This window comes from Bradyrhizobium sp. USDA 327 (genome assembly GCF_041262065.1).
In the GTDB taxonomy this organism is placed as follows: Bacteria; Pseudomonadota; Alphaproteobacteria; order Rhizobiales; family Xanthobacteraceae; genus Bradyrhizobium; species Bradyrhizobium liaoningense.
Window position 1 is genome coordinate 3,775,878 of sequence record NZ_JBGCCW010000001.1, and the last position, 24,096, is coordinate 3,799,973.

General features: G+C 63.2%; 30 protein-coding genes and 1 tRNA gene. 14 read left to right on the top strand and 17 right to left on the bottom strand.

The window, feature by feature from the left end; genetic code table 11:
- Positions 1-10 precede the first annotated feature (10 nt).
- The 10 genes from ABIA42_RS17480 to ABIA42_RS17525 form a co-directional block, all read right to left on the bottom strand.
- The gene (locus ABIA42_RS17480) at positions 11-2,518 is read right to left on the bottom strand and encodes a bifunctional DNA primase/polymerase (RefSeq protein WP_370157148.1); all 2,508 of its coding nucleotides are present in this window, start codon (positions 2,516-2,518) and stop codon (positions 11-13) included.
- 12 nt (positions 2,519-2,530) lie between these two features.
- A complete protein-coding gene (locus tag ABIA42_RS17485) occupies positions 2,531-2,881 on the bottom strand; it encodes a DUF6511 domain-containing protein (RefSeq protein WP_370122929.1) in 351 nt (116 codons plus the stop codon).
- Positions 2,868-3,134 carry a hypothetical protein gene (locus ABIA42_RS17490; RefSeq protein ID WP_035675166.1) on the bottom strand — a complete coding sequence of 89 codons (267 nt, stop codon included), beginning with the start codon at positions 3,132-3,134 and terminating at the stop codon, positions 2,868-2,870. The genes ABIA42_RS17485 and ABIA42_RS17490 overlap by 14 nt, the downstream gene beginning before the upstream one ends.
- Positions 3,135-3,145: 11 nt before the next feature.
- On the bottom strand, positions 3,146-5,095 hold the full coding sequence (locus tag ABIA42_RS17495) for a DEAD/DEAH box helicase (protein ID WP_370122926.1): 1,950 nt from the start codon (positions 5,093-5,095) through the stop codon (positions 3,146-3,148).
- A complete protein-coding gene (locus ABIA42_RS17500; protein WP_211433770.1) occupies positions 5,095-5,730 on the bottom strand; it encodes an MT-A70 family methyltransferase in 636 nt (211 codons plus the stop codon). Before ABIA42_RS17500 ends, ABIA42_RS17495 begins: the two co-directional genes overlap by 1 nt.
- Complete coding sequence (locus ABIA42_RS17505; protein WP_304500815.1) at positions 5,727-5,984, bottom strand: hypothetical protein; 258 nt, start codon at positions 5,982-5,984, stop codon at positions 5,727-5,729. The genes ABIA42_RS17500 and ABIA42_RS17505 overlap by 4 nt, the downstream gene beginning before the upstream one ends.
- 5 nt (positions 5,985-5,989) lie before the next feature.
- Positions 5,990-7,102, bottom strand: coding sequence for a hypothetical protein (locus tag ABIA42_RS17510; RefSeq protein ID WP_370122923.1), 1,113 nt, complete (start codon positions 7,100-7,102; stop codon positions 5,990-5,992).
- A 102-nt stretch (positions 7,103-7,204) separates the two neighbouring features.
- Entirely contained in the window at positions 7,205-7,795 is a 591-nt protein-coding gene (locus ABIA42_RS17515) for a DUF669 domain-containing protein (RefSeq protein ID WP_304500817.1), read from the bottom strand.
- Between the two features lie 43 nt (positions 7,796-7,838).
- Entirely contained in the window at positions 7,839-8,621 is a 783-nt protein-coding gene (locus ABIA42_RS17520) for an ATP-binding protein (protein ID WP_208087364.1), read from the bottom strand.
- Positions 8,622-8,633: 12 nt separating this feature from the next.
- On the bottom strand, positions 8,634-9,005 hold the full coding sequence (locus ABIA42_RS17525; protein ID WP_247314831.1) for a helix-turn-helix domain-containing protein: 372 nt from the start codon (positions 9,003-9,005) through the stop codon (positions 8,634-8,636).
- A gap of 266 nt (positions 9,006-9,271) precedes the next feature.
- On the opposite strand from ABIA42_RS17525, the gene ABIA42_RS17530 reads away from it, so the two are divergent.
- From ABIA42_RS17530 to ABIA42_RS17575, 10 genes are all read left to right on the top strand, one after another.
- Positions 9,272-9,970: an XRE family transcriptional regulator gene (locus tag ABIA42_RS17530; protein ID WP_304500819.1), complete on the top strand. Its 699-nt coding sequence runs from the start codon at positions 9,272-9,274 to the stop codon at positions 9,968-9,970.
- 100 nt (positions 9,971-10,070) lie between these two features.
- Positions 10,071-10,472 carry a hypothetical protein gene (locus ABIA42_RS17535; protein ID WP_304500820.1) on the top strand — a complete coding sequence of 134 codons (402 nt, stop codon included), beginning with the start codon at positions 10,071-10,073 and terminating at the stop codon, positions 10,470-10,472.
- Positions 10,465-10,743 carry a hypothetical protein gene (locus ABIA42_RS17540; protein ID WP_304500821.1) on the top strand — a complete coding sequence of 93 codons (279 nt, stop codon included), beginning with the start codon at positions 10,465-10,467 and terminating at the stop codon, positions 10,741-10,743. The genes ABIA42_RS17535 and ABIA42_RS17540 overlap by 8 nt, the downstream gene beginning before the upstream one ends.
- Positions 10,740-11,894, top strand: coding sequence for a DNA-directed DNA polymerase (locus ABIA42_RS17545; protein WP_304500822.1), 1,155 nt, complete (start codon positions 10,740-10,742; stop codon positions 11,892-11,894). The genes ABIA42_RS17540 and ABIA42_RS17545 overlap by 4 nt, the downstream gene beginning before the upstream one ends.
- Positions 11,887-12,378 (top strand): hypothetical protein, encoded by a 492-nt coding sequence (locus ABIA42_RS17550; protein ID WP_304500823.1) that lies wholly within the window; start codon positions 11,887-11,889, stop codon positions 12,376-12,378. Before ABIA42_RS17545 ends, ABIA42_RS17550 begins: the two co-directional genes overlap by 8 nt.
- Positions 12,365-12,577, top strand: coding sequence for a hypothetical protein (locus tag ABIA42_RS17555; RefSeq protein ID WP_304500824.1), 213 nt, complete (start codon positions 12,365-12,367; stop codon positions 12,575-12,577). The genes ABIA42_RS17550 and ABIA42_RS17555 overlap by 14 nt, the downstream gene beginning before the upstream one ends.
- On the top strand, positions 12,577-12,729 hold the full coding sequence (locus tag ABIA42_RS17560; RefSeq protein ID WP_304500825.1) for a hypothetical protein: 153 nt from the start codon (positions 12,577-12,579) through the stop codon (positions 12,727-12,729). Before ABIA42_RS17555 ends, ABIA42_RS17560 begins: the two co-directional genes overlap by 1 nt.
- Positions 12,726-12,944 (top strand): hypothetical protein, encoded by a 219-nt coding sequence (locus tag ABIA42_RS17565; RefSeq protein WP_304500826.1) that lies wholly within the window; start codon positions 12,726-12,728, stop codon positions 12,942-12,944. Before ABIA42_RS17560 ends, ABIA42_RS17565 begins: the two co-directional genes overlap by 4 nt.
- Positions 12,937-13,443 carry a hypothetical protein gene (locus tag ABIA42_RS17570; RefSeq protein WP_304500827.1) on the top strand — a complete coding sequence of 169 codons (507 nt, stop codon included), beginning with the start codon at positions 12,937-12,939 and terminating at the stop codon, positions 13,441-13,443. Before ABIA42_RS17565 ends, ABIA42_RS17570 begins: the two co-directional genes overlap by 8 nt.
- A complete protein-coding gene (locus tag ABIA42_RS17575; protein ID WP_247314844.1) occupies positions 13,440-13,667 on the top strand; it encodes a hypothetical protein in 228 nt (75 codons plus the stop codon). Before ABIA42_RS17570 ends, ABIA42_RS17575 begins: the two co-directional genes overlap by 4 nt.
- Here the strand turns inward: ABIA42_RS17575 and ABIA42_RS17580 are convergent.
- From ABIA42_RS17580 to ABIA42_RS17590, 3 genes are all read right to left on the bottom strand, one after another.
- A complete protein-coding gene (locus tag ABIA42_RS17580) occupies positions 13,657-15,012 on the bottom strand; it encodes a DUF6538 domain-containing protein (RefSeq protein WP_304500828.1) in 1,356 nt (451 codons plus the stop codon). The genes ABIA42_RS17575 and ABIA42_RS17580 overlap by 11 nt on opposite strands.
- A 139-nt stretch (positions 15,013-15,151) precedes the next feature.
- Positions 15,152-15,236: transfer RNA gene (locus ABIA42_RS17585), tRNA-Leu, on the bottom strand.
- Positions 15,237-15,440: 204 nt separating this feature from the next.
- The gene (locus ABIA42_RS17590; protein WP_028177375.1) at positions 15,441-15,683 is read right to left on the bottom strand and encodes a FliM/FliN family flagellar motor switch protein; all 243 of its coding nucleotides are present in this window, start codon (positions 15,681-15,683) and stop codon (positions 15,441-15,443) included.
- A gap of 68 nt (positions 15,684-15,751) precedes the next feature.
- Here ABIA42_RS17590 and lipB point away from each other — a divergent pair, with 68 nt between their 5' ends.
- Positions 15,752-16,501: a lipoyl(octanoyl) transferase LipB gene (gene lipB, locus ABIA42_RS17595; RefSeq protein ID WP_271529516.1), complete on the top strand. Its 750-nt coding sequence runs from the start codon at positions 15,752-15,754 to the stop codon at positions 16,499-16,501.
- Between the two features lie 186 nt (positions 16,502-16,687).
- Positions 16,688-17,401, top strand: coding sequence for a DNA helicase (locus ABIA42_RS17600; protein WP_370122907.1), 714 nt, complete (start codon positions 16,688-16,690; stop codon positions 17,399-17,401).
- A 43-nt stretch (positions 17,402-17,444) separates the two neighbouring features.
- On the opposite strand, the gene ABIA42_RS17605 is transcribed toward ABIA42_RS17600, so the two are convergent.
- Positions 17,445-17,867, bottom strand: coding sequence for a 4-oxalocrotonate tautomerase family protein (locus ABIA42_RS17605; RefSeq protein ID WP_271529518.1), 423 nt, complete (start codon positions 17,865-17,867; stop codon positions 17,445-17,447).
- 114 nt (positions 17,868-17,981) lie between these two features.
- Here ABIA42_RS17605 and ABIA42_RS17610 point away from each other — a divergent pair, with 114 nt between their 5' ends.
- Both ABIA42_RS17610 and ABIA42_RS17615 read left to right on the top strand, forming a co-directional pair.
- Positions 17,982-18,836 (top strand): LysR family transcriptional regulator, encoded by an 855-nt coding sequence (locus tag ABIA42_RS17610; RefSeq protein ID WP_271529519.1) that lies wholly within the window; start codon positions 17,982-17,984, stop codon positions 18,834-18,836.
- A 124-nt stretch (positions 18,837-18,960) separates the two neighbouring features.
- Positions 18,961-20,478 (top strand): ATP-binding protein, encoded by a 1,518-nt coding sequence (locus tag ABIA42_RS17615; RefSeq protein ID WP_370122903.1) that lies wholly within the window; start codon positions 18,961-18,963, stop codon positions 20,476-20,478.
- Positions 20,479-20,618: 140 nt separating this feature from the next.
- On the opposite strand, the gene ABIA42_RS17620 is transcribed toward ABIA42_RS17615, so the two are convergent.
- The 3 genes from ABIA42_RS17620 to ABIA42_RS17630 form a co-directional block, all read right to left on the bottom strand.
- Positions 20,619-20,918 (bottom strand): acylphosphatase, encoded by a 300-nt coding sequence (locus ABIA42_RS17620; RefSeq protein WP_035675193.1) that lies wholly within the window; start codon positions 20,916-20,918, stop codon positions 20,619-20,621.
- Entirely contained in the window at positions 20,915-21,781 is an 867-nt protein-coding gene (locus ABIA42_RS17625) for an oxaloacetate decarboxylase (RefSeq protein ID WP_370122900.1), read from the bottom strand. The genes ABIA42_RS17620 and ABIA42_RS17625 overlap by 4 nt, the downstream gene beginning before the upstream one ends.
- 146 nt (positions 21,782-21,927) lie before the next feature.
- Positions 21,928-23,943, bottom strand: coding sequence for an acetyl/propionyl/methylcrotonyl-CoA carboxylase subunit alpha (locus tag ABIA42_RS17630; RefSeq protein WP_271529522.1), 2,016 nt, complete (start codon positions 23,941-23,943; stop codon positions 21,928-21,930).
- Positions 23,944-24,096 lie beyond the last annotated feature (153 nt).

Consider the following 24,096-nt stretch of genomic DNA (forward strand, 5'->3'; position numbering starts at 1 on the left):
CTCCGCTCCATCACAGTGCGAACCACCGATGCGAGGGGCGACCGCCGGTCTTGGTCGAGGCGAACCGCTGCTCGATCTGCTTGGACTCGAGAAGCTGTTGGGTGATGTCGTTCAGACGGCGCAGGTCGAACTCGCCGTTGACCATCTTCTTCAGCGTCGAGCTAGTCACGCCGTCCGATCCGGCTTCCTTGATCCAGCGGCGGACCTTCAGGTACTCGGCCTGCTTATCGTTGAGGGCCAGCCGGTCGCTGACCTCGACGATGCAGTGCCGGGTCGAAAGCTCCATGAGCTTGGCCGCCCAATCGACCAGATCGCGCGTGAGCACCGGCCGCTCGGGATCGACGCCGATGGCGACGATATGGGCGACGCGCAGGGCCACTTCCATGGTGCGGGTCCACAAGGCCGCCAGATCGGGCGAGCACGCCTCCCCTCGCCGCTTGAACGCCAGCCGCAGTTCCATCCAACGTTCCTTCGCGCCGACGCCCCAATCGGCCACGCGAGGCCGCAGGATCGGACGCGACGCCGAGTCCGGCAGGTTGCCAGCCCCGTTGTGGGTGATGATCGCCCGGCAATCCTCGATCAGCTTGGTCGGCGGTTCGAGCGATGCCTTCGGCTCGATGCCGTCCGCCGGGTCGCCGGTGATCGTCAGGACAAGCCAGCGCGGCAGGAAGCCGTCCGAAATGCCCTTGCCCGACATGGACGGCCAAAAGTCGTGAGGCGTGGACGTGCCGTAGACCGAGAAGTTGGGGTTATAGATCGGCACGGCGCTTTCGGCCGCCGACGCGGTGCCCTTGTAGAGCGAGTCCGCCGAAGTGAACATCTGCATGAGCATCTGACGAATGCTCGACTGATGCGTCCCGGCGCGCCGGTCCATGATCTTCGCGATGAAGGCACCGAACTCGTCCATGAGCGACAACTGCGACGGGTTGTGCTCGATGGTCTTGCGGAGCGCCGAGTCAGACAGGAAGCCTTCCGGCCCGAGATAGCGATCGAGGCCCGACTCCACGGCCAGCCGGGACAGTGCCTTGCGAGGATGGTCCTTGCCGTAGCCAGCGGGGGCCAGCGCGACGATGTAGAGATTGGTGCGGAGATTGGTAGGCCCGGCGTGATGCCGCCCAGCGAGCGTCCCCACGAAGCCTAGCGCCGGTCCGAGCGCGAGCGGACGCGACGGGCTCGACGTTGACGCAGCCATCCAATCCATGATGTCGCCGACCAACCCCGGCGGATGGCACAGGGCCTCCAATTCCGCCATCGTGGGCGCGATCTCGCTATGACCGGCATCCGTAGAAGGATCTTCAGCGGCCTCGCCAGCGGGCTCCGCAGGCACCGTAGCGAGCACGCCAGTGATCGTTGCGAGCGCGGCCACTTCATAGGGCTGCGGGTTGGTCTTGACCCACGGCGTAGCCCCGGCCGCCATCTGGCGCTCGACCCACGAACCCGGCTCCATGCTCGGCGCGGCCTCAAGGATGGCCTTCTCAGGCTCCGCGATCCGGGCAGCGTCACGGTTAGCGGCTTCCGCCATCTGCGCGGCTTCCTTCCGGCGCGAGCGCAGGTCGATCTCAACGCCGAAGTTATAGCCAAGCTGCTCGCCCAGCCATTGCACGGCCGCGTCACGCTGCGCCTCGCCAAGCTCCATCGTCTTCATGACGACGTTGATAGGCGTGAAGGTCTCCATGGTGCCGAAGTCCTGAATGCCGCTCGGATCGAACGACAGGTTCGGATGACGCTTCGCCATGGCGCGGCCCGAGCCGGACGAACGCCACGGAGCGACTGCGCGGTACTTGGCCCCGAGCCAACGGCCCTTCGGCAGCGCCAGCTTGCCGACCCACGCATGCAGGTTCGACAGCGCGTCTTCGTTCAGCTTTCGGAAGAAGTCCGTCGAATGATACTGGCTGACATCGGGGACTTCGCTCGGCGGCTCATAGCGCCGGTCGGCTTCCGGGTTGTAGCCATACGCCTTCAGGACTTCGCCGATGCGCTCCGCGATGTCGTCGGGCAACTCCGTCAGTTGATCGAGGCTCACGTCGAGCAGCGTGTCATCGGTCCACCAATAGTAAGGCTCGCCGGTGTCAGGATGGATCGAGGGCGGCAACACGGTCTGCTTGCCTTCCGCGAGCAGATCGACAAGGCCGACACGCTCGGGCGTGCGGAAGTTGCGCGAGCGGATTGCGTCGGTGTTGCCGCGATAGAAAAGCGAGATGCCCTTGCGGCCCTTCTTCTGCACGTTCGAGTGCGGCAGCATTTCGAGCAACGCATCCATCGCGGGCTCGAAGTCGATGTCGATGCAGATCAGACCAAGGCCGCAGGCCACGCCGACACCGGCGTTCGGCCACTTCGACCAATAGTTGATCTGCAACTGGCTCGGGCGCGTGGTGCAGTAGTCGTTCCAACCCTTCGCGGGCTTCCAGCTTTCGTCGGCGTAGGTGCCCGGCAATTTGCTGTTCGGCATAATCGGGATCGGGCTGTAGCCGTTCTCATAGAGTCCCGGTCCGGCCTGGGTGAATGGCGAGTCGATCATCAGCGTGAATCCTTAGAACGGGGCAGTGCCAGCGGCGACACGCTTGCGCATGTTCTCGCCGTATGAATTGAGGATGGTGGACAGGAAGTTGCCCCACTCTTTCTCGCTCAGTTCGGACAGGTTGAACTTGCCCAGGCGTTCGAGGTACGCACCGGCGTCAGCGCCAGCGTCTTGAAGCGCAAGGTTCTCGGTCGCAGTCAGAGACTTCGGCGGCATGTGGAAGACGGCCTTTCCTAGTGAGATACAGTCGGGCTCTTCACAGAGCCAAAGGATCGGCTTGCCACCCTTCGGGGCGTAGCCAAGTCCGGCTGCCTCGCGGCGGCAGACGCCGCAGCAAATCGGTTCAGGATCAAACACGCGCATTGTTGTCGTTGCTCGCTAGACGTTGACGGATCGCGCGCTTCATCTGCGACACGCAGTTATCGGCAGACCGGACATCACCGGCGCTCGACGGGAAGAAGAACTTGAAGGACTTCCCCTCGCCTAGCTGCACAACAACATACGGATGCTTCCCTGCCATCAACGGCTCGAACGAGTAGCCGTGCGCCGTCAGGTAGGCGCTTAGCTTCTGATACGACTCATTGCGCCGTATCGCCTTGTGAAAGTTATTCCCCATGATCGTCCCCCTCAGAACGGAATGTCGTCGTCGAGATCGGTGTTGTCCCAAGGCGCGCGCGTCTGCATCAGCGGCGGCGTGATCTGCGCATTCCACGGAGCCGTGGTGCGAATCTGCGCGACGGGCTTCTGATACCCAGGCATCACAGCCCGGTTGTTGTCGTTCGCCACGGGAGGGTTGGTCGCCCAAGGCTTCGGCTTCGCGGCCACTTGAGCGCGGTACGCTGCCGCCTCTTGCGGCTTCCCGTTCAGTTCGAAGTTGCGGGCGATCATGTCGTCACGGTTCGGCGGCGGCGCTGCGACGACCGATTGCGACTGACCTTCCGGCGCGACCTCACCCAGCTTGCGCGCGACGATTTCCCAATGCTTGCCGTTCGCCTTGATCATGATCTCGGCGGTCTCACGAAGCTCTTTGGCGCGCGTGAAGGTGTCGGCGATGGAGAACGGTGCATCGTCATTGCCGCCGTGCTGCTTCCACCACTTCTCGAACTTCATGCGCGCATAGCCCTTATGCTCGGGGCAAATCCATTCCTTGTGAGAGACGGAGCCGCACAGATACTCGACACGGATGCTCGGCGTGCCACCCGGCTTGTCGTGGCGATAGAACGTTCGCCGCTTCACCGGCACCCAATCGGGCTTCGACGTAGACATGATCGGCGTCACGTCGGCGGTCTGCTTGATGTTCTTTTCGACATCGCGCTCGAACTTGTGACCGCAATCCGGGCACTCGCTAAGACCGGCGAAGATCAGCGAATGACACGTCGGGCATTCCTTCACCGGGGCCTCGCCCCCGCCCTTCCCCGGCTTCTTGATCGTGACCCGATCAATGGGGCCGTGACGCCGGACGTTGCCGCCGAAGTCGAGAACGAGGCAGTCTTCCTTGCCGTTGCGGATGGACTCTTCGTAAGTGTCGCCCAGGAGCCGCGTCCCGCGTCCGCACATCTGGACGTAAAGCTGCGTGCTATCCGTCGCGCGCAACAGAGCAATCAGGTCGAGGCGCTTGATGTTCGTGCCGGTCGTGAGCACGCCGAAGTTCGTGACGGACGTGAGCTTGCCGGACTTGAGGTCTTCGAGAATCTGGTTGCGCTCGCCCTTCTCCATGCCGCCATGGACCGTCTCGCACGAATAGCCGCGCTCGCGGATCGCATCGCGAACGCTGAATGCGTGATCCACGCCAGCGCAGAACAGAAGCCATGACCGGCGCGGCCTCTCGTTGCTGGCGGCGTAGCCAATGATTTCATCGACCGCCGCCTTCGTGACCTCGCCCTGATCGAACACCGCCTTCAACGACTTGTCGGTGAACTCGCCGCCAGATCGGCGAAGCTTGCTCAGATCGATCATCGTCTTCGCGGTGGCCGTGGCCTTCGAGACCAACGGGCAAAGGAAGCCCTTCTCGATCAGTTCGCGGATCGAGATTTCGTAGACGATGGCGTCGAACATCGCGTCGTCGCCATCCGTGAGCATGCCAGAGTTGGTGCGATACGGCGTGGCGGTCAGGCCAAGGATCAGCATCTTCGGATTGATCAGCTTCAGCGCGGCGATGAATTTGCCGTACATGGTCTGCGCGTCCGGCGGCAGCATGTGCGCTTCGTCGATGATCAGAAGGTCAACGTGGCCGATGCGAGCCGCGCGCCGCCACATCGTTTGGATGCCGCCAAAGACGATCTGCGCGTGCGCTTCTCTGCGGCCGAGGCCAGCCGAGAAGATGCCCGCCGGGGCGAACGGCCAAAGCAACATAAGTTCGGCGTAGTTCTGTTCGATCAATTCGGAGACGTGCGTAGCCATGACGATGCGCGTCTGCGGCTCGAACCCGATCATCTCTTCTGTGATGGTGCCGAGCACCGGCGACTTGCCGCCGCCGGTGGGGATCACGATGAGCGGGTTTCCGTCCGGCTTTTCGGACCAATAGTCATAGACAGCGTCGATTGAGTCGCGCTGATAGTAGCGAAGCTTGAAAACCATCAGAGAGCAGCCCCAAACAGTGAATTGTCGTTGGCTGCGCGAGCCGGATGACCGGGCAGATGAAAGAGGTTCGGGGTGCCGCCGGTCTTGCCGACTTCGTTGCCCCATTGATGCCAACCGGCGCGAGCGTGGCGCGCGAACAGTTCGATGTACGGGCCATCGAGCAGACGTTCGATTCGGTTGTAGGCTTCGAGCGGCTTGGCCGAGTGCTCGCCGCGCGGTGCGAGGATGGTCTTGTCGTTCGGATCGAGGTCGAGGATCAGGCGCTCAACGCCCTTCCCGTTACGCTTCGGTTTGCCGCGCGTGCCGAACAGGCAAATCTCGGGGTTCGCGCGCGTCCAATAGCCCATGCCCATGTGCGGGCGCAGAGCACGGCCGACCTTCACGTAGTAGAACAGGACTGTCTTGTATTCGAAGCCCCACTCATTGAGCACTTCAATGCCCTGGGGGATCATCGTGTCGATCACCCACAAGCCGCAGGCAGCGTCTTCCGGTACGATCTCGCGCACCGGCAAAGCCTTGATCTCGTTCAACGGCATGCAGTCATAGTGCTCTTCAGGCGAGCGCTCCTTGCCTTCCTCGCTCCACGTCTCGAACATCCAAGCCGGGTCGCCATAAACAAACGGGAAGCTCACTGAAGAACCTCCGTCAGATCGGGCTCATGGTCGGTGTCGTCGTCGCGCGATCCTGCCGATAGGTCGAAGAAGGTGATCTTCCCCTTCTTGATCGGCTGATGCGTCGCCTTGTGATGGCAGTCGCAGAACGACTTCTCGTCAGTCGTCGCCGCGCCGCAGACGAAGCCTCGCATGCCGGATTGCCCAGGCAGGAAGAACATGCACTGACCGCGCATCGTCTCGATGAAGCGGATCTTGAACGGATGGGCGGACATGCGCGTTATTCCCCTTGCGCTGCGTAGTGATCGGTCAGGCGGATGAACTCGGCGAAGGTGATCTCTTCACAGAGCGGTTCGGTGTCGCGAGGATCGGGCTCGCCGGGGAGCGTCGCGAACAGGCTGCCGCTTTCGGGGTGGTGCCAGTAGCGACGCTCGGGCTCAGGTTTCACGCCATCGCGCCACTCGCGGCCGTCATGCAGCGTGTAAAGCGCCCACTCTTCTTCATCGCTCGCGTCGATCAATTCGCCTGGGACAAGCGACGGGAGAAAGAGATGCACGGGGCACGCCTGCTTCTGCTCGGCGAGCGAGAGCGGCTTGTTCCAACGGGCACACGACCAAGCGGCGTCGCCGAACATCTCGGGCGTCGCGTGGATGCAGGTCCGGCACGAAATGCGAGCGAACGAATGCTCATGACAGTTGGCGAGATGGTTGCACATCGTCCGGCACTTGAAGGCCATCTTCGCGTTGGGATCGTCGTGCAGACGCGGCGGCGGGTTCGCGTACTTGATGATCCGCTCGGCGCGAGCGAGCAGCCGGATCGCTTCAGCGTGGTCCGTCTCGATGCGTTCGCTGTAGACTTCGCCGGTGTTTTTGTTCCGGCAGATGTAAAGGCCGCGCTCGAAGCCGAAGAGATGGCAATAGGTGTTCAACTGAACCCAATGCGTGAAGTAGCCCTCGCGGACACCGAGCTTCTTCACCTTGTCCCAATAGGTGTCTTTCATCGACTTGGCTTCGACGACATGCCAAGTCGCAGCCGCTTCCGGCAGGCCGAGCACCTTGCCGTCCGTCTTGCCGCGAACGTGGCCCGAGACCGCCGTGGCGCGATACTGCTTGCCGCGCGCGTCGAACTCGTCCACTTCGCAGCCGATCATGCGCAGCGCATTGAGCAGCCGCGTCTCTTCGATCTCGCCGGTCTCGAACGTGATGGCCTTCAGGCCGTCGATCACTTCGGGCTTCGAGGCCCAGCGGAAGGTGTACCAAAGCGCGCGCTCGCACTCTTCGCCTAGCAGCGAGATCGAGATGCCGAGAGAGTCCCAAGCTTGGCTGCGCGACTTTGCATAGGCCGCATAGATGGCTTCGGTGGTGGCGCTAAAGGGTCTCGGCAGCGGGGCCATCAGGCAAGCCTCTATCGTTCGCGCCGAAGCGCGTTTTGCAGACTGAATTGTCAGGGGGGAGGAAGAAGGTGCCGGGGCCGAAGCCCCGGCGTTAGTCGCGTCTTAGGCGGTGCGCTGCCAAGGCATCTGCCGACCACCGCCACCGGCGGCGGGCGCAGGCTTCGTCGCCTGGGTGGAGGTCGCCTGGGTCTGCTTGACGTTGTCGTTGGCGGCCGAGTTGGCCTTCACGTTGTCGTTCGCAGCGGCCTTGCTCGGCGGCGGCTCGTTCGCATTGCCCGCGTGGATGAACTTCTTCACCGTCATGCGTTCCTTGTCGCTGTTGTCGCGACCCTTGTAGGTCTCGACATCGAGGTCAGCATAGAACGGCTGGAACAGAAGCTGATCGGTATCGGTCAGGTTGGCCTTGCCGATGCCGGTCGCTTCGGCGAGCGCCGCCAACTGAGCCTGACCGATCTTCTGCGCGGTCACGGTCTGATGGGTGACGTTGATGTTGCCGAAGATTTTCACGCCAGCGAAATCGCCCTCGACGACTTCCGCCTTGTAATCGAACAGATCGCCGGTGTTCTTCGAGTTGCGCTTGACCTCGCCCTCGACGATGTTGAGCAGATAACGGTCGCGCGGGATGATTTGTCCGCCGCCGCCTTCTGCGTCCTTTTCGTTCACGTCGGCGAGGTTCACGTTCAGTTGTGCCATGTTTATCTCCTATGGCGTTCGAGTGTTCGGTGATGGTTGGTCGTTAGGCGGCTTCAGCGAGAGGCGCAGGCAGGAACTTGGCGAGCGCCGCGTAGCCTTCGCCCTTCTTGAACTGCAACTCCGGGGGCATGCTGAAGCGGTTGCCAGCGATGAAACCGGGACGCTCTTCGAGGAACATCCAACGCGCGCCGCCGCCTTCAGCGTGCGTAAGCTGCTTGTTGAAGCCCGCATCGACCTTCTTGATCGAAGCCTTGAAGTTGAGGAACGCGATCACGTCGCTGTTCGCCTCGATGATGTCGGCCGCGTCCTTGTGCAGGTTGACGCGATAGCGCGAGTACGGGTCGGTCGTCGGCGATTCGAAGCGGCTGATATCGCAGTGACCGAGTTGCACCACGGCCATCTGGCGATGCGAGCGCAACGTCATGATGCCGTCGATGTATTCGAGGAAGATCGTCGCCGCGATCTTGTAGCCCTTGCCATAGCCGGGCTCTTCGATGGTCTTCCAACCGTTGCGGGCGCACGCTTCGGCGCGGATGATGTTTTCCAAGCCGGTCGTCGAGTCGAAGATCGCCGTGGCGTAGTTGTGCTCTTCGTTGACGAGCGCGCCGATGGCTTCGCAGAGGTCGTTGTAGTTGCGGACTTCGATGGTGTCCGCGACGATGCCCGCCGGGACGCTTTCGCCAGCCGCCGTCTGAATGAACACCGGACGCGGAAACTCCGCAGCCAGCGACGACTTGCCGATCTTCGGCACGCCATAGATCGTGATGATCGGTTGGTCTTCGGCAGCCGACTTCTTCTTGACGCTGCCCTTCAGTGAGATTGCCATGCGGCTCCCCGGTTAGTGCTCGACGGCGTCGAGCTTCAAAGTCTTCGTCCAGACCAGCCGGTCAACAAGCCGGTAGCCGGTGCGATTGATCGTCTCGATCTTCACGGAATGGGGCTCGGTCTTCGACCGGATGCGCGACATGAACATCGCGACGCTGTGATCCGGGCGATCTTCAGTGCCGTACAGAACGAGCATCGCCATCTCTTTCGTGACGGTGTCGTTCGCGAGCAGAGACAAGAAGAGATCACGTTCCTTGGGGGTCAACCGCCAGTTGGTGGGCAGAGCGGCGGACGCGCGCATAGAGTTGCGCAGATCGGCGAATCTCTGTTCGAGCGCCCCGACGCGCGCGACCAGTGCCTCTTTCGTTTCGTTAACCAATTCCATCCGTCGATACCGCTTGACATCCGTCGCCTATCCGGCTTTATGCCGAACAGTTGGCAACTTTTCCGTGAAACCGTTGAACTTTCTGTAGCGGACGGAGTTAGGGATGTCAACGGATGGCAACGGATGAAGAACATAATTCATCGGACGATCCGTCGCCGGACATTGGTAACAGGGCATTTGTCGTCGAGTGGCGATCCCGAGACAGCTAGTTTAGAGATTAAGGGGCTATCGGAATGGTGATCAGCAAAGTGCGTAGGGGGTTGGGAATGAAGTCGCGAGCAGATGAGAAGCGCGCCAAAGCGCATCCGGCGCTCGAAACCATCAAGGCGAGGATTGCGGAACGTCTAGTGGCCGCCGGACTATCGGGAAGAGAGGCTTCGGTTCGAGCGAAGTTGGGACTCACATACGCGAACGACATCCTTTCGGGACGTTCGCTCAATCCAACACGCGAAACACTCGCTAAGCTTGGAACTGTTTTAGACACCGACGCAGACTATTTCTTCGGGACTCAGGCCAGCCCACGAAACCTTCCCCCTTCCAACCTACTCCCAATGCGTGAGTCGGCCGCGCCGGAAGCGCCCTCGCCCGCTGGAACGATTCCATTGTTCCAGATCGGCTTGACCGATCCTGATGGCTTCTTCCCCCTGAGGCCGGATCGTCGGACAGCATGGACCTCGTCGGTCACTTCGAGTCGCGATGCCTACGCCATCACTGTTCCCGACGACTGCATGGCTCCGCGCTACCGAATCGGTGAAGTCGTCCTCGTGAGCCCGAGCATGCCCGTGGTGCATGGAGGCTTCGCGCTAGTGCGGCAGACTGACGACCGCGTTGCGATTCGTCAGATCGTCACCATCGCAACCGATAAGATCACAGTGCGGTGCCTCAACGGGGAAGCCGACATCGACATCCCCCGCTCCCAGGTGAAGGCGCTGGAACGCATCATCGGTTCTTGTGAATTAGTTTGAATTAGTTCGATTGTTTTGTCCGCTGCCATCCGTCACCATCCGTTGACATAACGGATAGAAGCCCATATGGTCCGTTGCTGCTCGGGAGAGGCAACGGACCATGCAAAGCATCAAATTAGTAGTTTTGGAGTCGCCCTACGCTGGGGCGGTTGACGACAATGTCGCCTATGCGCGGCGTTGCTTGAAGGATTGCGCACTGCGCGGCGAGAGCGCCCAGGCATCGCACCTTCTGCTCACTCAAGTTCTCGACGACACGAAGCCGGACGAGCGCGCGCTGGGGATCGCGCTCGGTCTCGCTTGGCGATCCGTCGCCGCATACTCGGTCTTCTACACGGATCGCGGATGGTCGAACGGCATGAGAGCGGCACTCGATAGCGCCATCCTCGAAAGCCGCCCCTTCAAGCTGCGCGCCTTTGGTCGCGTGCAGTTTCCGAGCCGCTACTTTCTGCCGCTCAACATCTATGAGGCGATTGATCAGACGAAGGCTCCCGCCCATGCGTGAGCCCTCGCCGACCGACAAGCTCGCGCTTCTGCGCGCGCACGCCGCGTTGAGCGTCGGCGATTCGATGGTCGCTCGCCGCCATCTCGCGACGCTCGAAGCCATCGCGATCCGTGACGAGATCGACGCGGTGATCCGCGCCGGTCTGCACGACGACGCGATGCACCGGCTGCATCTCTTCACCCATCCGAAATTTCCGTCCGTTGACGAGTGCAAGGCGCACGTCGGCAGCGAGCGCCATTTTCACACGACCAAGCAAGGGAGCCTTCTGTGAAGTTCAAGATCAACCGTGACACTCTCGCCGACATTGTAACGCGCGGCGTATCCAGCGCACCGAAAAACTCGCCCGCTGTGATCGCGAACAACGCGCGCATCATTGTGCAGGATGGCACGATCTCCATCGCCACGACCGACTTCGAGATGATGGTCGAGGCGACCGGCGCGTGCGAGGTCGAGACCAATGGCGCGACGACCGTCGATGCGACGAAGCTGAAGGCAGTCGTGGATCGTCTGCCGAAGGGCGTCGATGTCACTTTCACCATGGACACGGCGAAGTACGAACTCATCGCCAAGGCAGGCCGGTCGCGCACCACCTTCCCCACCCTCGCCGCCGAAGACTGGCCTGCTCGCGACTACGCCATGGACGGCGCTCAGTTCGCGCTCGAAGGCTCCGACCTCGTTCGGCTGTTCGGCCACACCGCCCAGGCGCTTTCGACCGTGCCCAACTCACCCATGCAGGGCGTCTTCCTTCACGTCGCCGACGACGGCAAGCGGCTCGCCGCGGTTGGCACCACCGGCACGATCCTGTTCAAGGCAACCGTCCCCGCGCCGGATGGTGCCGACGACATGCCCATGAACGACAACCGCCCCGGCGTGATCTTGTCGGCCGAGACCGTCAACGCCGTGTTGCGGCTCTATCGCGGCGCTGACGTGGTGAACGTCGTCGTCAACGCCAACTCGGTCTTCTTCTACACCGACTCGACTCGCTTCTGCTCTTCGCTGTTGGTCGGCACTTACCCGAACTATCTGCCGCTCGTTTCGAGCCCGGCAGCCGAGAGCATCGTCGTCAGCCGCGAATCGTGTGCGGCCACCGTGGCCCTGCTCGAAACCTTCGCTTCGAAGGAATTGGGCCACCGCTTGCAGTGCGCCGGTTCTGAGGAAGGCTTCGTGATCGCGGTCGGCAGCCAGACCGGCGGCAGCGTTGACGTGGTCGAGGCGACGATCAACGGCGAGATCGCCGCGTTCGGCATCAGCGGCATGTTCATGAAGACTATGCTCAACTCGTTCCGGGCGAGCAGCATCGCGCTCCATCCCGATCATCGCAATCGTCGCATCATGTTCCAGGCGGATGACGAGCATCTGACCGGCGTCATCGCCATGATGAACATCACGACCGAACTCGCGTCGGGTCCGAAGCATGAGTAGGACCCGCGACCGCGCCAACCGGCGCACGGTGACGATGCCGGACCGCGTCGGCCCTCATGTGAAGCTTGTCTTCGCAGAGATGGCGCGGCTCCGCGTCACCTATGACGAGACCGAGGAAGGTTCTGGCGTCCGCCGCGCATCGATCAAGGCGTGGCGACGCAAGAACAGGCCGGGGCTCGAGTCTCTCGAAGCGGTGCTCGGCTTCCTGGGGTGGGACTTCGTCGCGGTGCCCCGCGCGAAGGTTCTGCCCGAGGAAGTCCGCGCCGAGCTTCAGCCCATCGCCGACAAGCTCGGCCTGACCATGCCGCAGACGGTGACGGCTCTGATCGAGATCGTCACCGGCATCCACGAACGCTTCCCCTTCCTGCGCGACCCGACTGCGGTTCGGCCGGTGCGTTTCAAGGGCAAGCGAAAAGAACGGCCGACGATTCACCCCGACCAGCACTCGCTCTTGCAGGAAGCACCGACCAATGTCGCTCACTGACATCAACGACATCACCACCCAGCGCATGATCGAGGCGTGCAGATCGCGCAATGCGAAGCCGGACATCGACTCCGTCGCGCTCGCTCTGCTCGATGCTCACTTCCGCGCGTTCGAGATCAACATGCGGATCGACGCCGTGATCGCTGGCGTGCGCGGCGTCACGCGCAACGTCACCCTCCCGGTCTTGGATGTCGCGTGATGGACCGACGCGCAAACGAAGCGCTGAAGGAACAACTTCGCCGGGACGCAGTCGATCCGGCGAAGGCAGACGAGCGCCGCGTTGCTCTTGCTGCGAAGCAGGCCAAGCGCATGCGCGGCGTCGTCGTCGAGATCAAGAGAAAGCGGCCATGAGTTGGACTCGGGCTGCCCGCGTGCGCCAAATCCGCGACACGCTCGAATGTGGAATGCATCGCGCCGTCGAGATCGAGCGTGGCATGTTCCTGCTCGACTACTGCGACCGTGCGAAGGCACTCGGCTCGACCGATGGTCTGGCCGACGTGCTGCGCGAAGTGGTGCTCGACCAGTACGCGATCCGGGGAATCGATTTGGGGAAGATCAATGGGTAAGAGTTACAATTCGCGTCTCGGTCAGGCGGTGTGTGACGCGAGCAACGAGCACGATGGCGCGTATCGCTTCGATGCCGACATGCAGATGATCGCTTCGAAGTATCAGGTCTCGTTCGACGATCTGAAGCGGCGAGTGGCGGACATTCTCGCTGAGCGCGCGGAGACTCGGGAACGCGAACGTATGGCCGAAGCGCCTGAAGTGCTCGACGAGATCGGCGAGGCGTTGGAGTCGCGCGGCTTCGTCCACATGACCAACGGTCGAGACATCGGAATGCTGCTCGACCAACTCGATTGCACGAAGCGCGCGCTCGACCTCGCCGTCGCGATGCTCGCCCCTCATGAGCCGGGCCATAGCTGCGCGGTGTCGGACGAGTTTGTTGCGCTCGCTGCGGTCTCGACCGGCGACACGTCCGCCCAGGTGATGGAAATCATCGACCGTCCGCGCGATCCCGCATCGTTCAACGCGGTGCCGATCAACCTCGAAGTGGTTGTGTCATGAGGAAGCCCGCTAACGACAACGCCATCGGCAAGATTTCGGCCGATGGCGAGATCACAATCGAACTGCTCGAACGCTGCCTCGACCGGCTTGCTATCGCGATGGAGCGAGCGCCGCAAGGCGGAGAAGTCTATCTTCCGCTCTTCGAGAGCTTCGAGGCTGACATTGAGAGATTGAAAGCGCAAGAGAGCACGATGACCCGCGCTCTGCGCCGCGTCAGACGATAGCGGGATCGAACGGATAGACGATCTTCATCAACTCTTCCTGATACAGCTTCAGCGATCCGCCCGACCCGTACTTTTCGCGGTCAATGCTGTGCCCCATCAAAATCTTCCGCAGTTCGTCGTCGATCCTGCCTTCCTTCAGGCGATCCTCGAACGTGTGCCGGAAACCGTAGAGCGTTTCCTTGCCGGTCGGCTGTAGCTTGTTCTCCTTGAGGAAGCTGTTCACGGTCGCCGACAGCGTGTTGCCGTTTTCCCGGTAGCGCTCGAAGCCGTCAGGGTGGAGCTTCATGGCTTCGAGCGCGACGCCGACTAATGGGATGCGGCGGACCGACGAAACGGTCTTCACTTCATGCGGCTCGTCAGGATCGAACGATGGCTCGACAAGGATGTGCGGCACCTTGTCATGGAGCTTGATGCGATCCTTCCGCAGGTAGCGTAGCTCGATTGGGCGAGCGCCGGTCTCGATGCAGACCAAGACGATATGGCGCGCGTCGTCGTTCAGGCCCGCGAGCGCGCCGGGCTTTAGGATCACGTCGCGCACCCACTCAATCGGGAACGGCAGACGGCTCTTCTTGAACTTCTGATTGAAGGTCAGACCCTCGAATGGATTGGGCCTACCCTCGACGCCGATATGGGCGAAGTAGCGCTTGTAGAGAATGCTCATGTCGCCCATGCGGCGCTTGCCGAGCGAGGCCGACTTCTTCGCCGCCTTCGCGTCCTTCGGCGCGATCATCCCCTTGAAGTGGTCGTGCATCTTCTTGGCGTGGTCGCGCGTGATGTCCTCCATCGAGAGGTCTTCGCCGACGACCTTGGTGAAGACTTCGACGGCGTATTTCTTGACCTTCTTCCACGACTTCTTCTGCTCTTCGCTCTTGCCGACGATCTCGACAGCCGCGATCTCATTGCAGTAAATCTCGAAGGCTTCGCTGACCTTGACCCGTGGCCGGTCCACGCCGCCCAGGACGGCCGTCTCGACGGCCGCTGGCGTCCGCAGATCAGAGACCGCAGCGACGCGCCTGATGCGTTCTTCAAGTGAAAGCTGCGCAAGCTCAAAGTTCGGGCGGTAGGCGAACCCTAGAGCCTCCGCACGGGCTCTAGCGACCTTGTAAGCGGCCATCGCCGCGTCGGTCTTGCCGTCCGTGAGCATCGACGCCCAAAGGAGGTTGTCGGCTTCTTCGAGGATGTCCCGCTGCGCCCTGGCCTTCGCCAGATCGTCCGTCTTGAGCGACTGCCGGATCACCGGCGCGCGGTCTTCGAGATGGACGACGGTCTTCGGGACTCGCCGCCAGTAGTAGTAGACGCCTTCCCGCAAGAGCAGAAAGTGGTCCTGATTTTCCTGCCTTAACAAGGTGCGCTCCCAGCCCGTGTATCACAGAACGTATCCCGGTTTGTATCACACAAAACGCGAGAACGGAAAGGGCCGGAAACGCGCCGCGAGGATTTCGCTGCGTTTTCAAGTGGATAGCAATTTGGGAGGGAAAAGCTTTTGGTGCGCTCGGAGGGACTCGAACCCCCACGATTTTACTCACTGCCACCTCAAGGCAGCGCGTCTACCAGTTCCGCCACGAGCGCTTTGGGGATGCCGGCTTGAGGCTTGAGGGCCAGCCGGATCAACGGCGCCGATCTAACAAATCCATCAGAGGGGTACAAGCCTGCAAAGGCCCTGAATTCCACAAGCTTTGCAGGAAAGTTCCAGCCTTCTGCCCGAATCGGCCTCCTGGGTGGCCGGGCCGCCAGCCGCCTGCCCTGGGCCGGCTGCCGCTGGTGCCCCGGGGCCTACCGGGTGCCCGCGGAGCGCGGCAGCATCTGCTTGACCTCGACCGCGATCCGGTTGCGATCGACCAGCACGACGCCGGAGGCAACCGGCAGGTTATTGGCCAGGACCTTGACCTCGTCGGCCTCGGTAGCATCCAGCTCGATGATGGCGCCGCGGGAAAGACGCAATACTTGATGGATCGGCATGGTGGTCGTCCCGAGGACGACCATGAGATCCACGGTGACTTTATCGAGAGTGGGCACTGTCAGGACCGCCGCGACTTTGGACTCTTCATTTGCACCTGCGATCATCACCACGTTATGGTTAGCCAATGGTTAATTCGCCCGAAAACCCCCGTCAAAACCAGCGCCAAGAGCTCGATTTGACGTCGTTTTCCGCCGCAGGCGGCGAGCCCGTCGAGTGGCTTATCTCGGATGCTCCGGTGCCCTATCCGGATGCGGTGGCCACCATGGAGGCTCGGGTCGCAGCGATCGCGGCAGGCGAGGCCCCGGAATTGGTCTGGCTGCTCGAACACCCCCCGCTCTACACCTCGGGCACCTCGGGCAAGCAATCCGATCTGCTGGATGCCCGCTTCCCGATCTTCGCAACCGGGCGTGGCGGGCAGCTCACCTATCACGGGCCGGGTCAGCGGGTGGCCTATGTCATGCTGGACCTCAAGCGCCGCCGGCCTGATGTCCGGGCCTATGTCGCAAGCCTGGAGGAATTGATCCTGCGCACGCTGGCCGCCTTCAATATTCGCGGCGAGCGGCGCGAGGACCGGGTTGGCGTCTGGGTCAGGCGCCCCGACAAGGGAGCGGATCACGAGGACAAGATTGCGGCGATCGGCGTCCGTCTGAAGCGCTGGGTGTCGTTCCATGGCATCGCCATCAATGTCGAGCCGGAGCTGTCGCATTTCGCCGGCATCGTGCCCTGCGGCGTTGCAGATCCCCGCTACGGCGTCACCTCTCTGGTCGATCTCGGCCAGCTCGTGACCATGGCCGATGTCGATATCGCACTCAGGCAGACGTTCGAAGAATTGTTCGGGCCAACCCGCGCGCTGCTGCCGGAAGCGGTCGCCTAGCGAGCCCGCACCGGGCCGTTCTCCGCAGACGCGGAATCGGCTATGCTCAATTCCGGCGTCGCCCACGCCTCCCCCCTCCGCCGGGAAAGCAGACTTCATGCCGGGCGAATTGATCATCGGACCGACTGTTCGAGCGCTGGGCATAAGGAGGGATTGCGATCATGCTCGCAATGGGAGGTTCTCACGATGAGATTGTCTGCGCCGATCTATCATCTCAAGCGCAAGGCGAAGCGCCTGTCCCGCGAGGAAGGCATTCCACTCCACGACGCGCTTGACCGCGTCGCCACAGCGGAAGGGTTCTCCGCCTGGAGCTTGCTCGCGGCAAAAGCCGCGGCGGAGACGCCGGCCGGCAAGCTGTTTCCTCAATTCCGGCCGGGCGAGCTGGTGCTGCTCGGTGCGCGACCCGGTCATGGCAAGACGCTCATGAGCCTCGAATTTGCGGTAGAGGCCATGAGGAAAGGCAGCCGCGCTGCGTTCTTCTCGCTCGAATACACCGAGAGAGACGTTCTGGACCGCTTGCGGGCGATCGGCGTGGAGCCAGCGCAGTTCGACAAATTGTTCGAGCTCGATTGCTCCGATGCGATCAGCGCCGATTACGTCGTCAAGCAGATGGCCCCCGCCCCGCGCGGCACATTCGTGGTGATCGACTATCTGCAACTGCTCGACCAGCGGCGGGAAAACCCCGACCTGACCGTTCAGGTGCGCGCGCTGAAATCGTTCGCACGCGACAAGGGGCTGATCGTCGTCTTCATCTCGCAGATCGACCGATCCTATGATCCCGCAGTCAAGCCCTGTCCTGATCTCAGCGATGTCCGCTTGCCGAACCCGCTGGACCTGAAGCTGTTCGACAAGACGTGTTTCATCAACGATTCGGAAATTCAGTTCCAGGCTGCAAGCTGACGATCGGGCCGCGGGTGAGACGGCTCGCCCGCGGCCCCCGGCATCACGCCGCCTGCAGCGAAACCTCGAGCTTGCCGGCGATGTAGCGCCGCTCCTGGGTCAGGCCGCCAAAGCCGTAGGCATCGCCCTTGACCTCGTCGACATGCAGATAGGTCTCGGGATGCAGCGGGCCCAGGATATCGGCCATGCGCTCGAACATGGCGGTGAGATAGGCCGCCTTCTCGTCCTTGGTGTTAGTGCCTTCCGTGACGTGGATGTCGATCCAGTAGCTTGCGAGCTTCTGCTCAGCGAGCGACTTGCCGCCCGCGAACCAGTCGCCCGCATCCACGGACTTCACGATGATGGCGGTGACCCTGGGATCCTTGTGCAGGATCTTTGCCGTGAGCTCGGACACGGCATTGGCGACGTCGGCCTTCAGCGACGGCGACTGGCGAGACGTGGTGTAGGACACGGTGATCAGGGGCATGGACGTTCTCCTCAGCATGCCGCGCGGGCTTCGGCGCGGGGTCGTTGGGAAGCTAGCCCTCCTCCCTTCATTTTGGTATCTTATCTCATCTGATATCTGTGATAACAGTTGCTAATGACGGCCACCCTCGACATCGCCACGGTCCGGGCCTTCCTGCTGGTCGCCGACCTCCAGAGCTTTACCCGCGCGGCCGAAGCGCTCGGCACGACGCAGGCGGCTGTCAGCCTCAAGCTCCAACGCCTGGAGACGTTGGTCGGAAAACGTCTCGTCGAACGCTCGCCGCGCGCGGTTCGGCTCACTGCCGATGGTGCTGCTTTCCTCGATCGCGCCCGCGCGCTCATGGACGCGCATGACCGTGCGCTCTCCGGCGAGGCTTCCGCCGCGCAGTCGCTTTCGCTCGGCATCTCCGACCACGCCGCGGGCCCTGAACTGGTGCCGCTGCTCGAACGGCTGCACGCGATATCCGCGAATCTCACGCTTGCCGTCACCATCGGTTTCTCGCGCGAGATGCAGGAGGCCTATGATGCGGGCGAGCTGGACGCGGTGATCGTCCGCCAGGAGGGCAGCCGCCGTGGCGGCGAGAAGCTGGCTGATGACGCGTTCGGCTGGTTCGCGTCACACCGTTTCACGTTCCCGAAGGGCGAAGCACTGCCGCTCGCAACGCTCGCCCCGCCCTGTGGCGTCCGCGCCATCGCCGTGCGCGCGCTGGACAAGGCCGGCATCGCCTGGCGCGAGCGATTTGTCGGCGGCGGTGTCACGGCGGTGGTCGCGGCCGCGCTTGCCGGACTTGCAATTGCGCCGCTGGCGCGGCGGATCGCGCCTCCGGGCTTGGTCGATCTCGGGCCGGCGCACAAGCTGCCGAGACTCGGCAGCTCGAAGGTGATGCTGCATTCGAAAGTCGGCGATCCCGCCAAGCTCGCGGCCCTGCGCGCGGTGGCCGCGACGTTCCGGAGCCTGGCGACGAGCTAGCGGCCACCGCGCCTGATCGCCCGGCGGCCTCTGTATTCCGTGCGCGATATTGCCTAAAAATGTCCCATAGAATGGGAACAAATCTGCCATGTGCGGCGTTTGTCCCCGTCGAGGCGGGTCCGGAATGTCCGAAAAGTTCAGTCAACAGAGAGACTTGTTCGAAAGCGAGCGCAGTTTCCGGCTGTTGGTTGAGGGAGTCGCCGACTACGCCCTCTACATGCTTGATCCCAGGGGGATCATCACCAGCTGGAACGTCGGCGGCGAACGCATTAAGGGCTATTCGCCCGAGGAGATCCTCGGCCAGCATTTTTCCCGTTTCTACACCGAGACCGACCGCGCCAATGGCAAGCCCGCGCGGGCGCTCGGTATTGCGCGGGAAAAGGGCCGATATGAGGAGGAAGGCTGGCGCGTCCGAAAGGACGGCACGTTCTTCTGGGCCAGCGTGGTGATCGACCCGATCTACGAGGGCGGCGCGCTGATCGGCTTCGCCAAGATCACGCGCGACATCACCGAGCGCCGCAATTCCCAGCTCAAGCTCGAGGCAATGCAGAAGCAACTCGCCGAGTCGCAGAAATTCGATGCGCTCGGACAGCTCACCGGCGGCGTTGCCCACGACTTCAACAATCTTCTGATGATCATCAGCGGCAGCCTTCACATCCTGAAGAAGAGCGCCGCCGACGACCCCAAGCTCGAGCGCGCCATGTCCGCGATCGAGACCGCGACCAAACGCGGCGCCGCGCTGACGAACCAGCTCCTCACCTTCGCGCGGCGGCAGAGCGTCAACCCGCAGGCGATCGATTTCGCCGAACGCGTCGCGGCCATCCGCGAGGTGCTCGACGCCGGCGTGGGCAGTTCCGTGGGCCTCGCTTTCGACATCGGCTCCGACACCTGCCCGATCAAGGCCGACGTCTCCGAGCTCGAGACCGCGCTCCTCAACCTCGTCATCAATGCCCGCGACGCGATGCCGGACGGTGGCACGGTGACGATCGGCGCGCGCAATGTCGTGCTCAACGAACCTCCCCTCGCCGGCGACTTCGTCGCGATCGACGTCACGGATACCGGGCTCGGAATTCCTTCCGACGTTCTCGACAAGATCTTCGAGCCGTTCTTCACGACCAAGCCGATCGGAAAAGGCACGGGCCTCGGCCTTTCGCAGGTGCACGGCTTCGCTCATCAGGCCGGCGGCACCATAAAGGTCGCAAGCGAGCTCGGAAAGGGCACGACATTCACCATCATCCTGCCGCGCGGCACAGATGCGCCGTCGCGCGAGACATCGGGGACGCCTCTGCGCGGCAGCGGCACGGTGCTGCTGGTCGAGGACAATCCCGACGTCGCTCTGGTCAGCATCGGTCTTCTGGAGCAGCTCGGCTATCAAGTGCGCCGGGTCGCCGATGCCGAAGCGGCATTGCGCGAGATCGAGAGCAACGGCGTCGACTTCGTGTTCTCGGACATCGTCATGCCCGGCAAGATGGATGGGCTCAGCCTCGCCCATCGCCTCCGCCAGATCCGCCCCGGCCTGCCGATCCTGCTCGCCACCGGCTACAGCGAGGTCGCCGCCGGCGTGCGCGGCGATTTCCCGATCCTGCGCAAACCCTATGAGATCCATGAGCTGAGTGAGGCGATCGCCAAGCTGCCAAGGTGAAATTTCCCATCGAGAGCTTGGGGCACCTCAGCCTCTACGTCGTCATGGCCGGGCTTGTCCCGGCCATCCGCGCATAACCACACGGCGCGAAGAACGTGGATGCCCGGGACAGCGCCCGGACATGACGGTCTTCTCTGAAGCTACGCCGTCGGCAGCACCGAGAACGTCTCCCCTGCCCGGCGCAGATTCAGCTCATCCGCGCTCGCGGTTTCACTGGTGACGCTGTCGACGCGCGAGGACGGCGGGCCGTGGCGGCAAAGCGCGACCATGTCGGCAACGTGCTTCGGCGCGCCAGCGAACAGCGCTTCCACGCTGCCGTCGCGACGGTTGCGGACCCAGCCTTCGAGGCCGCTCGTCGTCGCCTGATACTCGAGCCAGGCCCGATAGCCGACGCCCTGCACGCGTCCGCGGATCATGACCTGGAGAATTGCCCGGCTCACTTGTTCAGTCCGAGAACATCGGCGCTGCGCACCCTGGCCTCGCCCTCGCGCATGACACGGGCCATCAGCTCCGGCGATGCCAAGCCCTTGAGGCTTTTCGGCGCCGTGCCCTCGCGCAACGCTTTCTGCGTCTCGTAGACGGCCTGCGTCGCGGCGGCGATCGGCGCATGGCCCTGGAGTGCGATGCGTACGCGCTGGCTCGCAAGGTAGTCGAGCGCGTTCAATTCGTCCGGCGCACCGCCGAGCACGATCGGCAGGCGCGTGCCAGATGCGATGGCCTCGAGCTCGGCGCGCGACTTGATGCCGGTGAAGAACAACGCATCGACTCCGGTGGCCTCATAAGCCTTGGCGCGGCGGACAGCATCCTCGATCGAGGTGATCGCGGCAGCGCCCGTGCGGCCCATGATCACCAGCGACGGATCGCTGCGGCCGGCAAGCGCCGCCTTCATCTTGCCGACGCCTTCCTCGAGCGAGATCAGCTGCGCCTTGGTCTCGCCAAAGGCAGCCGGCAGCAGCGTGTCCTCGATGGTGAGGCCGGCCGCGCCCGCCATCTCCAGCTCCTGCACCGTGCGGCGCACGTTGAGCGCATTGCCGTAGCCGTGATCAGCATCGACCAGAACGGGGAGTGTTGCGGCGCGCGACATCCGCCGCATCTGCTCGGCAAGCTCGGTGAGCGTGATCAGCGTGACATCGGGATCGCCGAGCACGGCGAGCGAGGCCACTGATCCCCCGAACATGCCGAGCGGAAACCCGAGGTCCTCCGCAATGCGGATCGAGATGGCGTCGTAGACCGAGCCGGGATGGACACAGGTCCCGCCCGACAGGATGGAGCGAAGTTTCTCGCGGCGGGAACGAAAGGCCATGGTTGCCTCACTCTCAATTCCTCGTCCTGAGGAGCGCGCTTTTGCGCGCGTCTCGAAGGATAAAGGCCCGGCTGGTGGCCTCACCCTTCGAGACGCCACGCAAGCGCGGCTCCTCAGGGTGAGGGTCGGCTTCGTGCTTCGAGCGCCTACGCAAACTCCAGGATCAGCGCGTCCACGGCGAGTGTCGCGCCCGCGCTGGCATGGATCTTCTTCACGGTGCCGTCCTGCTCGGCGCGCAGCACGTTCTGCATCTTCATGGCTTCGACCACCGCCAGCGTCTCGCCGGCCTTGACCTCTTGCCCTTCGGTCACCGCGATCGAGACCACGAGGCCGGGCATCGGGCACAGCAGCTTCTTGCCGGTGTCGGAGGCCGTCGTCACCGGCATCAGCCGCGCGGAAGCCGCCTCGGCCTCGGTCCAGACATAGACCGGCACCTCGACGCCCTGATGCGCGAGACGGATGCCGTTGGCGATCGGACGCGCCTGCACCGCGACGAGGTGACCGTCGATGGTGCCTTGCCAGACCGGATCGCCGGGCTTCCACGCCGACTGCAAGTGATGCGCATTGCCGGCCTTGCCGTCGGGATCGACGAAGCGGATCGCGATCGCCTCGTCCTCGCGTCCGACCTCGAGCAGGATCTCCTGACGATCGAGCCAGACCGCGCGGCGTCGCTCTCGCTGCACGATGCGGCCGCCCATCTGGCCCGAGATCTGCCGCTTGCGCTCGCCGAGCACGTGATCGATGGCGGCGCCGACCGCGGCGATCCGCCGCGCGACCTCGCCTTCGGGCACGCGCACCGCAAAGCCCTTGGGGAATTCCTCGGCGATGAAGCCGGTCGAGAGCCGTCCCTCGCGCCAGCGCGGATGGTGCATGAGCGCCGACAGAAACGGGATGTTGTGCCTGATGCCGTCGACGTAGAACGAATCCAGCGCGGTGGCCTGCGCCTCGATCGCAGCCGCGCGCGACGGCGCGTGGGTGACAAGCTTTGCGATCATGGGATCGTAATGGATGGAAATCTCGCCGCCCTCCTGCACGCCGGTGTCGTTGCGGATGGTGATGCCGTCCTTGCTGGCTTCCGCCGGCGGGCGATACTTCACGAGCCGCCCGATCGAGGGCAGGAAGTTGCGGAACGGATCTTCGGCGTAGAGGCGGGATTCCACCGCCCAGCCCGTCAGCGTGACGTCCTTCTGCGCGATGGCGAGCTTCTCGCCGGCGGCGACGCGGATCATCTGCTCGACGAGGTCGATGCCGGTGACCAGTTCCGTCACGGGATGCTCGACCTGGAGGCGCGTGTTCATCTCCAGGAAGTAGAAGCTCTTGTCCTGCCCTGCCACGAACTCGACCGTGCCGGCGGAGTCATAATTCACGGCCTTGGCCAGCGCGACCGCCTGCTCGCCCATCTTGCGGCGGGTGGCCTCATCGAGCAGCGGCGACGGCGCTTCCTCGATCACCTTCTGGTTGCGGCGCTGGATCGAGCATTCGCGTTCGCCGAGATAGATCACGTTGCCGTGCTTGTCGCCCAGCACCTGAATCTCGATGTGGCGGGGATCGACGATGAACTTTTCGATGAAGACGCGGTCGTCGCCGAACGAGGCCTTCGCTTCCGCTTTTGCCAGCCCAAATCCCTCCTCGACCTCCTGGGTCGAGTAGGCGATCCGCATGCCCTTGCCGCCGCCGCCGGCGGAGGCCTTGATCATCACGGGATAGCCGATCGCGTCGGCGATCTTGACCGCATGCTTGGCGTCCTCGATCACGCCGAGGAAGCCCGGCACGGTCGAGACGTCGGCGTTCGCCGCCGCCTTCTTGGATTCGATCTTGTCGCCCATCGCGGCGATCGCGCCGGGGTTGGGGCCGATGAAGACGATTCCGGCCGCCTCCAGCGCACGCGGAAACGCCTCGCGCTCGGACAGGAAGCCATAGCCGGGATGCACCGCCTCGGCGCCCGTCTTGCGGCAGGCCTCAACGATCTTCTCGATCACCAGATAGCTCTCGGCCGCAGCCGGCGGACCAATCAGCACCGCCTCGTCGGCCATCTCGACATGGAGGGCATCGCGGTCGGCCTCGGAATAGACCGCAACCGTTTGAATTCCCATCTTGCGGGCGGTCTTGATGACCCGGCAGGCGATTTCGCCGCGATTGGCGATCAGAATCCGTTTGAACATGCTTTTCTTGAGTCTCGACCTTGGGCGGGACCCGTCTCCTGGCCGTTGGGGCCTATGGGAACGGGCCGTGTGGCTCCCGTGGTACATCAAAATGGGCCGGAGGCAACGGTCTAAATCCGGGGCCTCTGGCGTACCAGCACAAGACCGAAATGG

Excerpts from the sequence above, each read along its gene's own strand:
- lipB (WP_271529516.1), top strand. The coding sequence starts at position 15,752 with ATGGTTAATTCGCCCGAAAACCCCCGTCAAAACCAGCGCCAAGAGCTC.
- ABIA42_RS17605 (WP_271529518.1), bottom strand. The coding sequence starts at position 17,867 with ATGCCCCTGATCACCGTGTCCTACACCACGTCTCGCCAGTCGCCGTCG.
- ABIA42_RS17490 (WP_035675166.1), bottom strand. The coding sequence starts at position 3,134 with ATGGGGAATAACTTTCACAAGGCGATACGGCGCAATGAGTCGTATCAG.
- ABIA42_RS17515 (WP_304500817.1), bottom strand. The coding sequence starts at position 7,795 with ATGGCACAACTGAACGTGAACCTCGCCGACGTGAACGAAAAGGACGCA.
- ABIA42_RS17525 (WP_247314831.1), bottom strand. The coding sequence starts at position 9,005 with ATGGAATTGGTTAACGAAACGAAAGAGGCACTGGTCGCGCGCGTCGGG.
- ABIA42_RS17615 (WP_370122903.1), top strand. The coding sequence starts at position 18,961 with ATGTCCGAAAAGTTCAGTCAACAGAGAGACTTGTTCGAAAGCGAGCGC.
- ABIA42_RS17485 (WP_370122929.1), bottom strand. The coding sequence starts at position 2,881 with ATGCGCGTGTTTGATCCTGAACCGATTTGCTGCGGCGTCTGCCGCCGC.
- ABIA42_RS17510 (WP_370122923.1), bottom strand. The coding sequence starts at position 7,102 with ATGGCCCCGCTGCCGAGACCCTTTAGCGCCACCACCGAAGCCATCTAT.
- ABIA42_RS17600 (WP_370122907.1), top strand. The coding sequence starts at position 16,688 with ATGAGATTGTCTGCGCCGATCTATCATCTCAAGCGCAAGGCGAAGCGC.
- ABIA42_RS17555 (WP_304500824.1), top strand. The coding sequence starts at position 12,365 with ATGTCGCTCACTGACATCAACGACATCACCACCCAGCGCATGATCGAG.
- ABIA42_RS17505 (WP_304500815.1), bottom strand. The coding sequence starts at position 5,984 with ATGTCCGCCCATCCGTTCAAGATCCGCTTCATCGAGACGATGCGCGGT.
- ABIA42_RS17550 (WP_304500823.1), top strand. The coding sequence starts at position 11,887 with ATGAGTAGGACCCGCGACCGCGCCAACCGGCGCACGGTGACGATGCCG.
- ABIA42_RS17630 (WP_271529522.1), bottom strand. The coding sequence starts at position 23,943 with ATGTTCAAACGGATTCTGATCGCCAATCGCGGCGAAATCGCCTGCCGG.
- ABIA42_RS17570 (WP_304500827.1), top strand. The coding sequence starts at position 12,937 with ATGGGTAAGAGTTACAATTCGCGTCTCGGTCAGGCGGTGTGTGACGCG.
- ABIA42_RS17520 (WP_208087364.1), bottom strand. The coding sequence starts at position 8,621 with ATGGCAATCTCACTGAAGGGCAGCGTCAAGAAGAAGTCGGCTGCCGAA.
- ABIA42_RS17565 (WP_304500826.1), top strand. The coding sequence starts at position 12,726 with ATGAGTTGGACTCGGGCTGCCCGCGTGCGCCAAATCCGCGACACGCTC.
- ABIA42_RS17535 (WP_304500820.1), top strand. The coding sequence starts at position 10,071 with ATGCAAAGCATCAAATTAGTAGTTTTGGAGTCGCCCTACGCTGGGGCG.
- ABIA42_RS17560 (WP_304500825.1), top strand. The coding sequence starts at position 12,577 with ATGGACCGACGCGCAAACGAAGCGCTGAAGGAACAACTTCGCCGGGAC.
- ABIA42_RS17495 (WP_370122926.1), bottom strand. The coding sequence starts at position 5,095 with ATGGTTTTCAAGCTTCGCTACTATCAGCGCGACTCAATCGACGCTGTC.
- ABIA42_RS17480 (WP_370157148.1), bottom strand. The coding sequence starts at position 2,518 with ATGATCGACTCGCCATTCACCCAGGCCGGACCGGGACTCTATGAGAAC.
- ABIA42_RS17610 (WP_271529519.1), top strand. The coding sequence starts at position 17,982 with ATGACGGCCACCCTCGACATCGCCACGGTCCGGGCCTTCCTGCTGGTC.
- ABIA42_RS17625 (WP_370122900.1), bottom strand. The coding sequence starts at position 21,781 with ATGGCCTTTCGTTCCCGCCGCGAGAAACTTCGCTCCATCCTGTCGGGC.
- ABIA42_RS17540 (WP_304500821.1), top strand. The coding sequence starts at position 10,465 with ATGCGTGAGCCCTCGCCGACCGACAAGCTCGCGCTTCTGCGCGCGCAC.
- ABIA42_RS17530 (WP_304500819.1), top strand. The coding sequence starts at position 9,272 with ATGAAGTCGCGAGCAGATGAGAAGCGCGCCAAAGCGCATCCGGCGCTC.
- ABIA42_RS17575 (WP_247314844.1), top strand. The coding sequence starts at position 13,440 with ATGAGGAAGCCCGCTAACGACAACGCCATCGGCAAGATTTCGGCCGAT.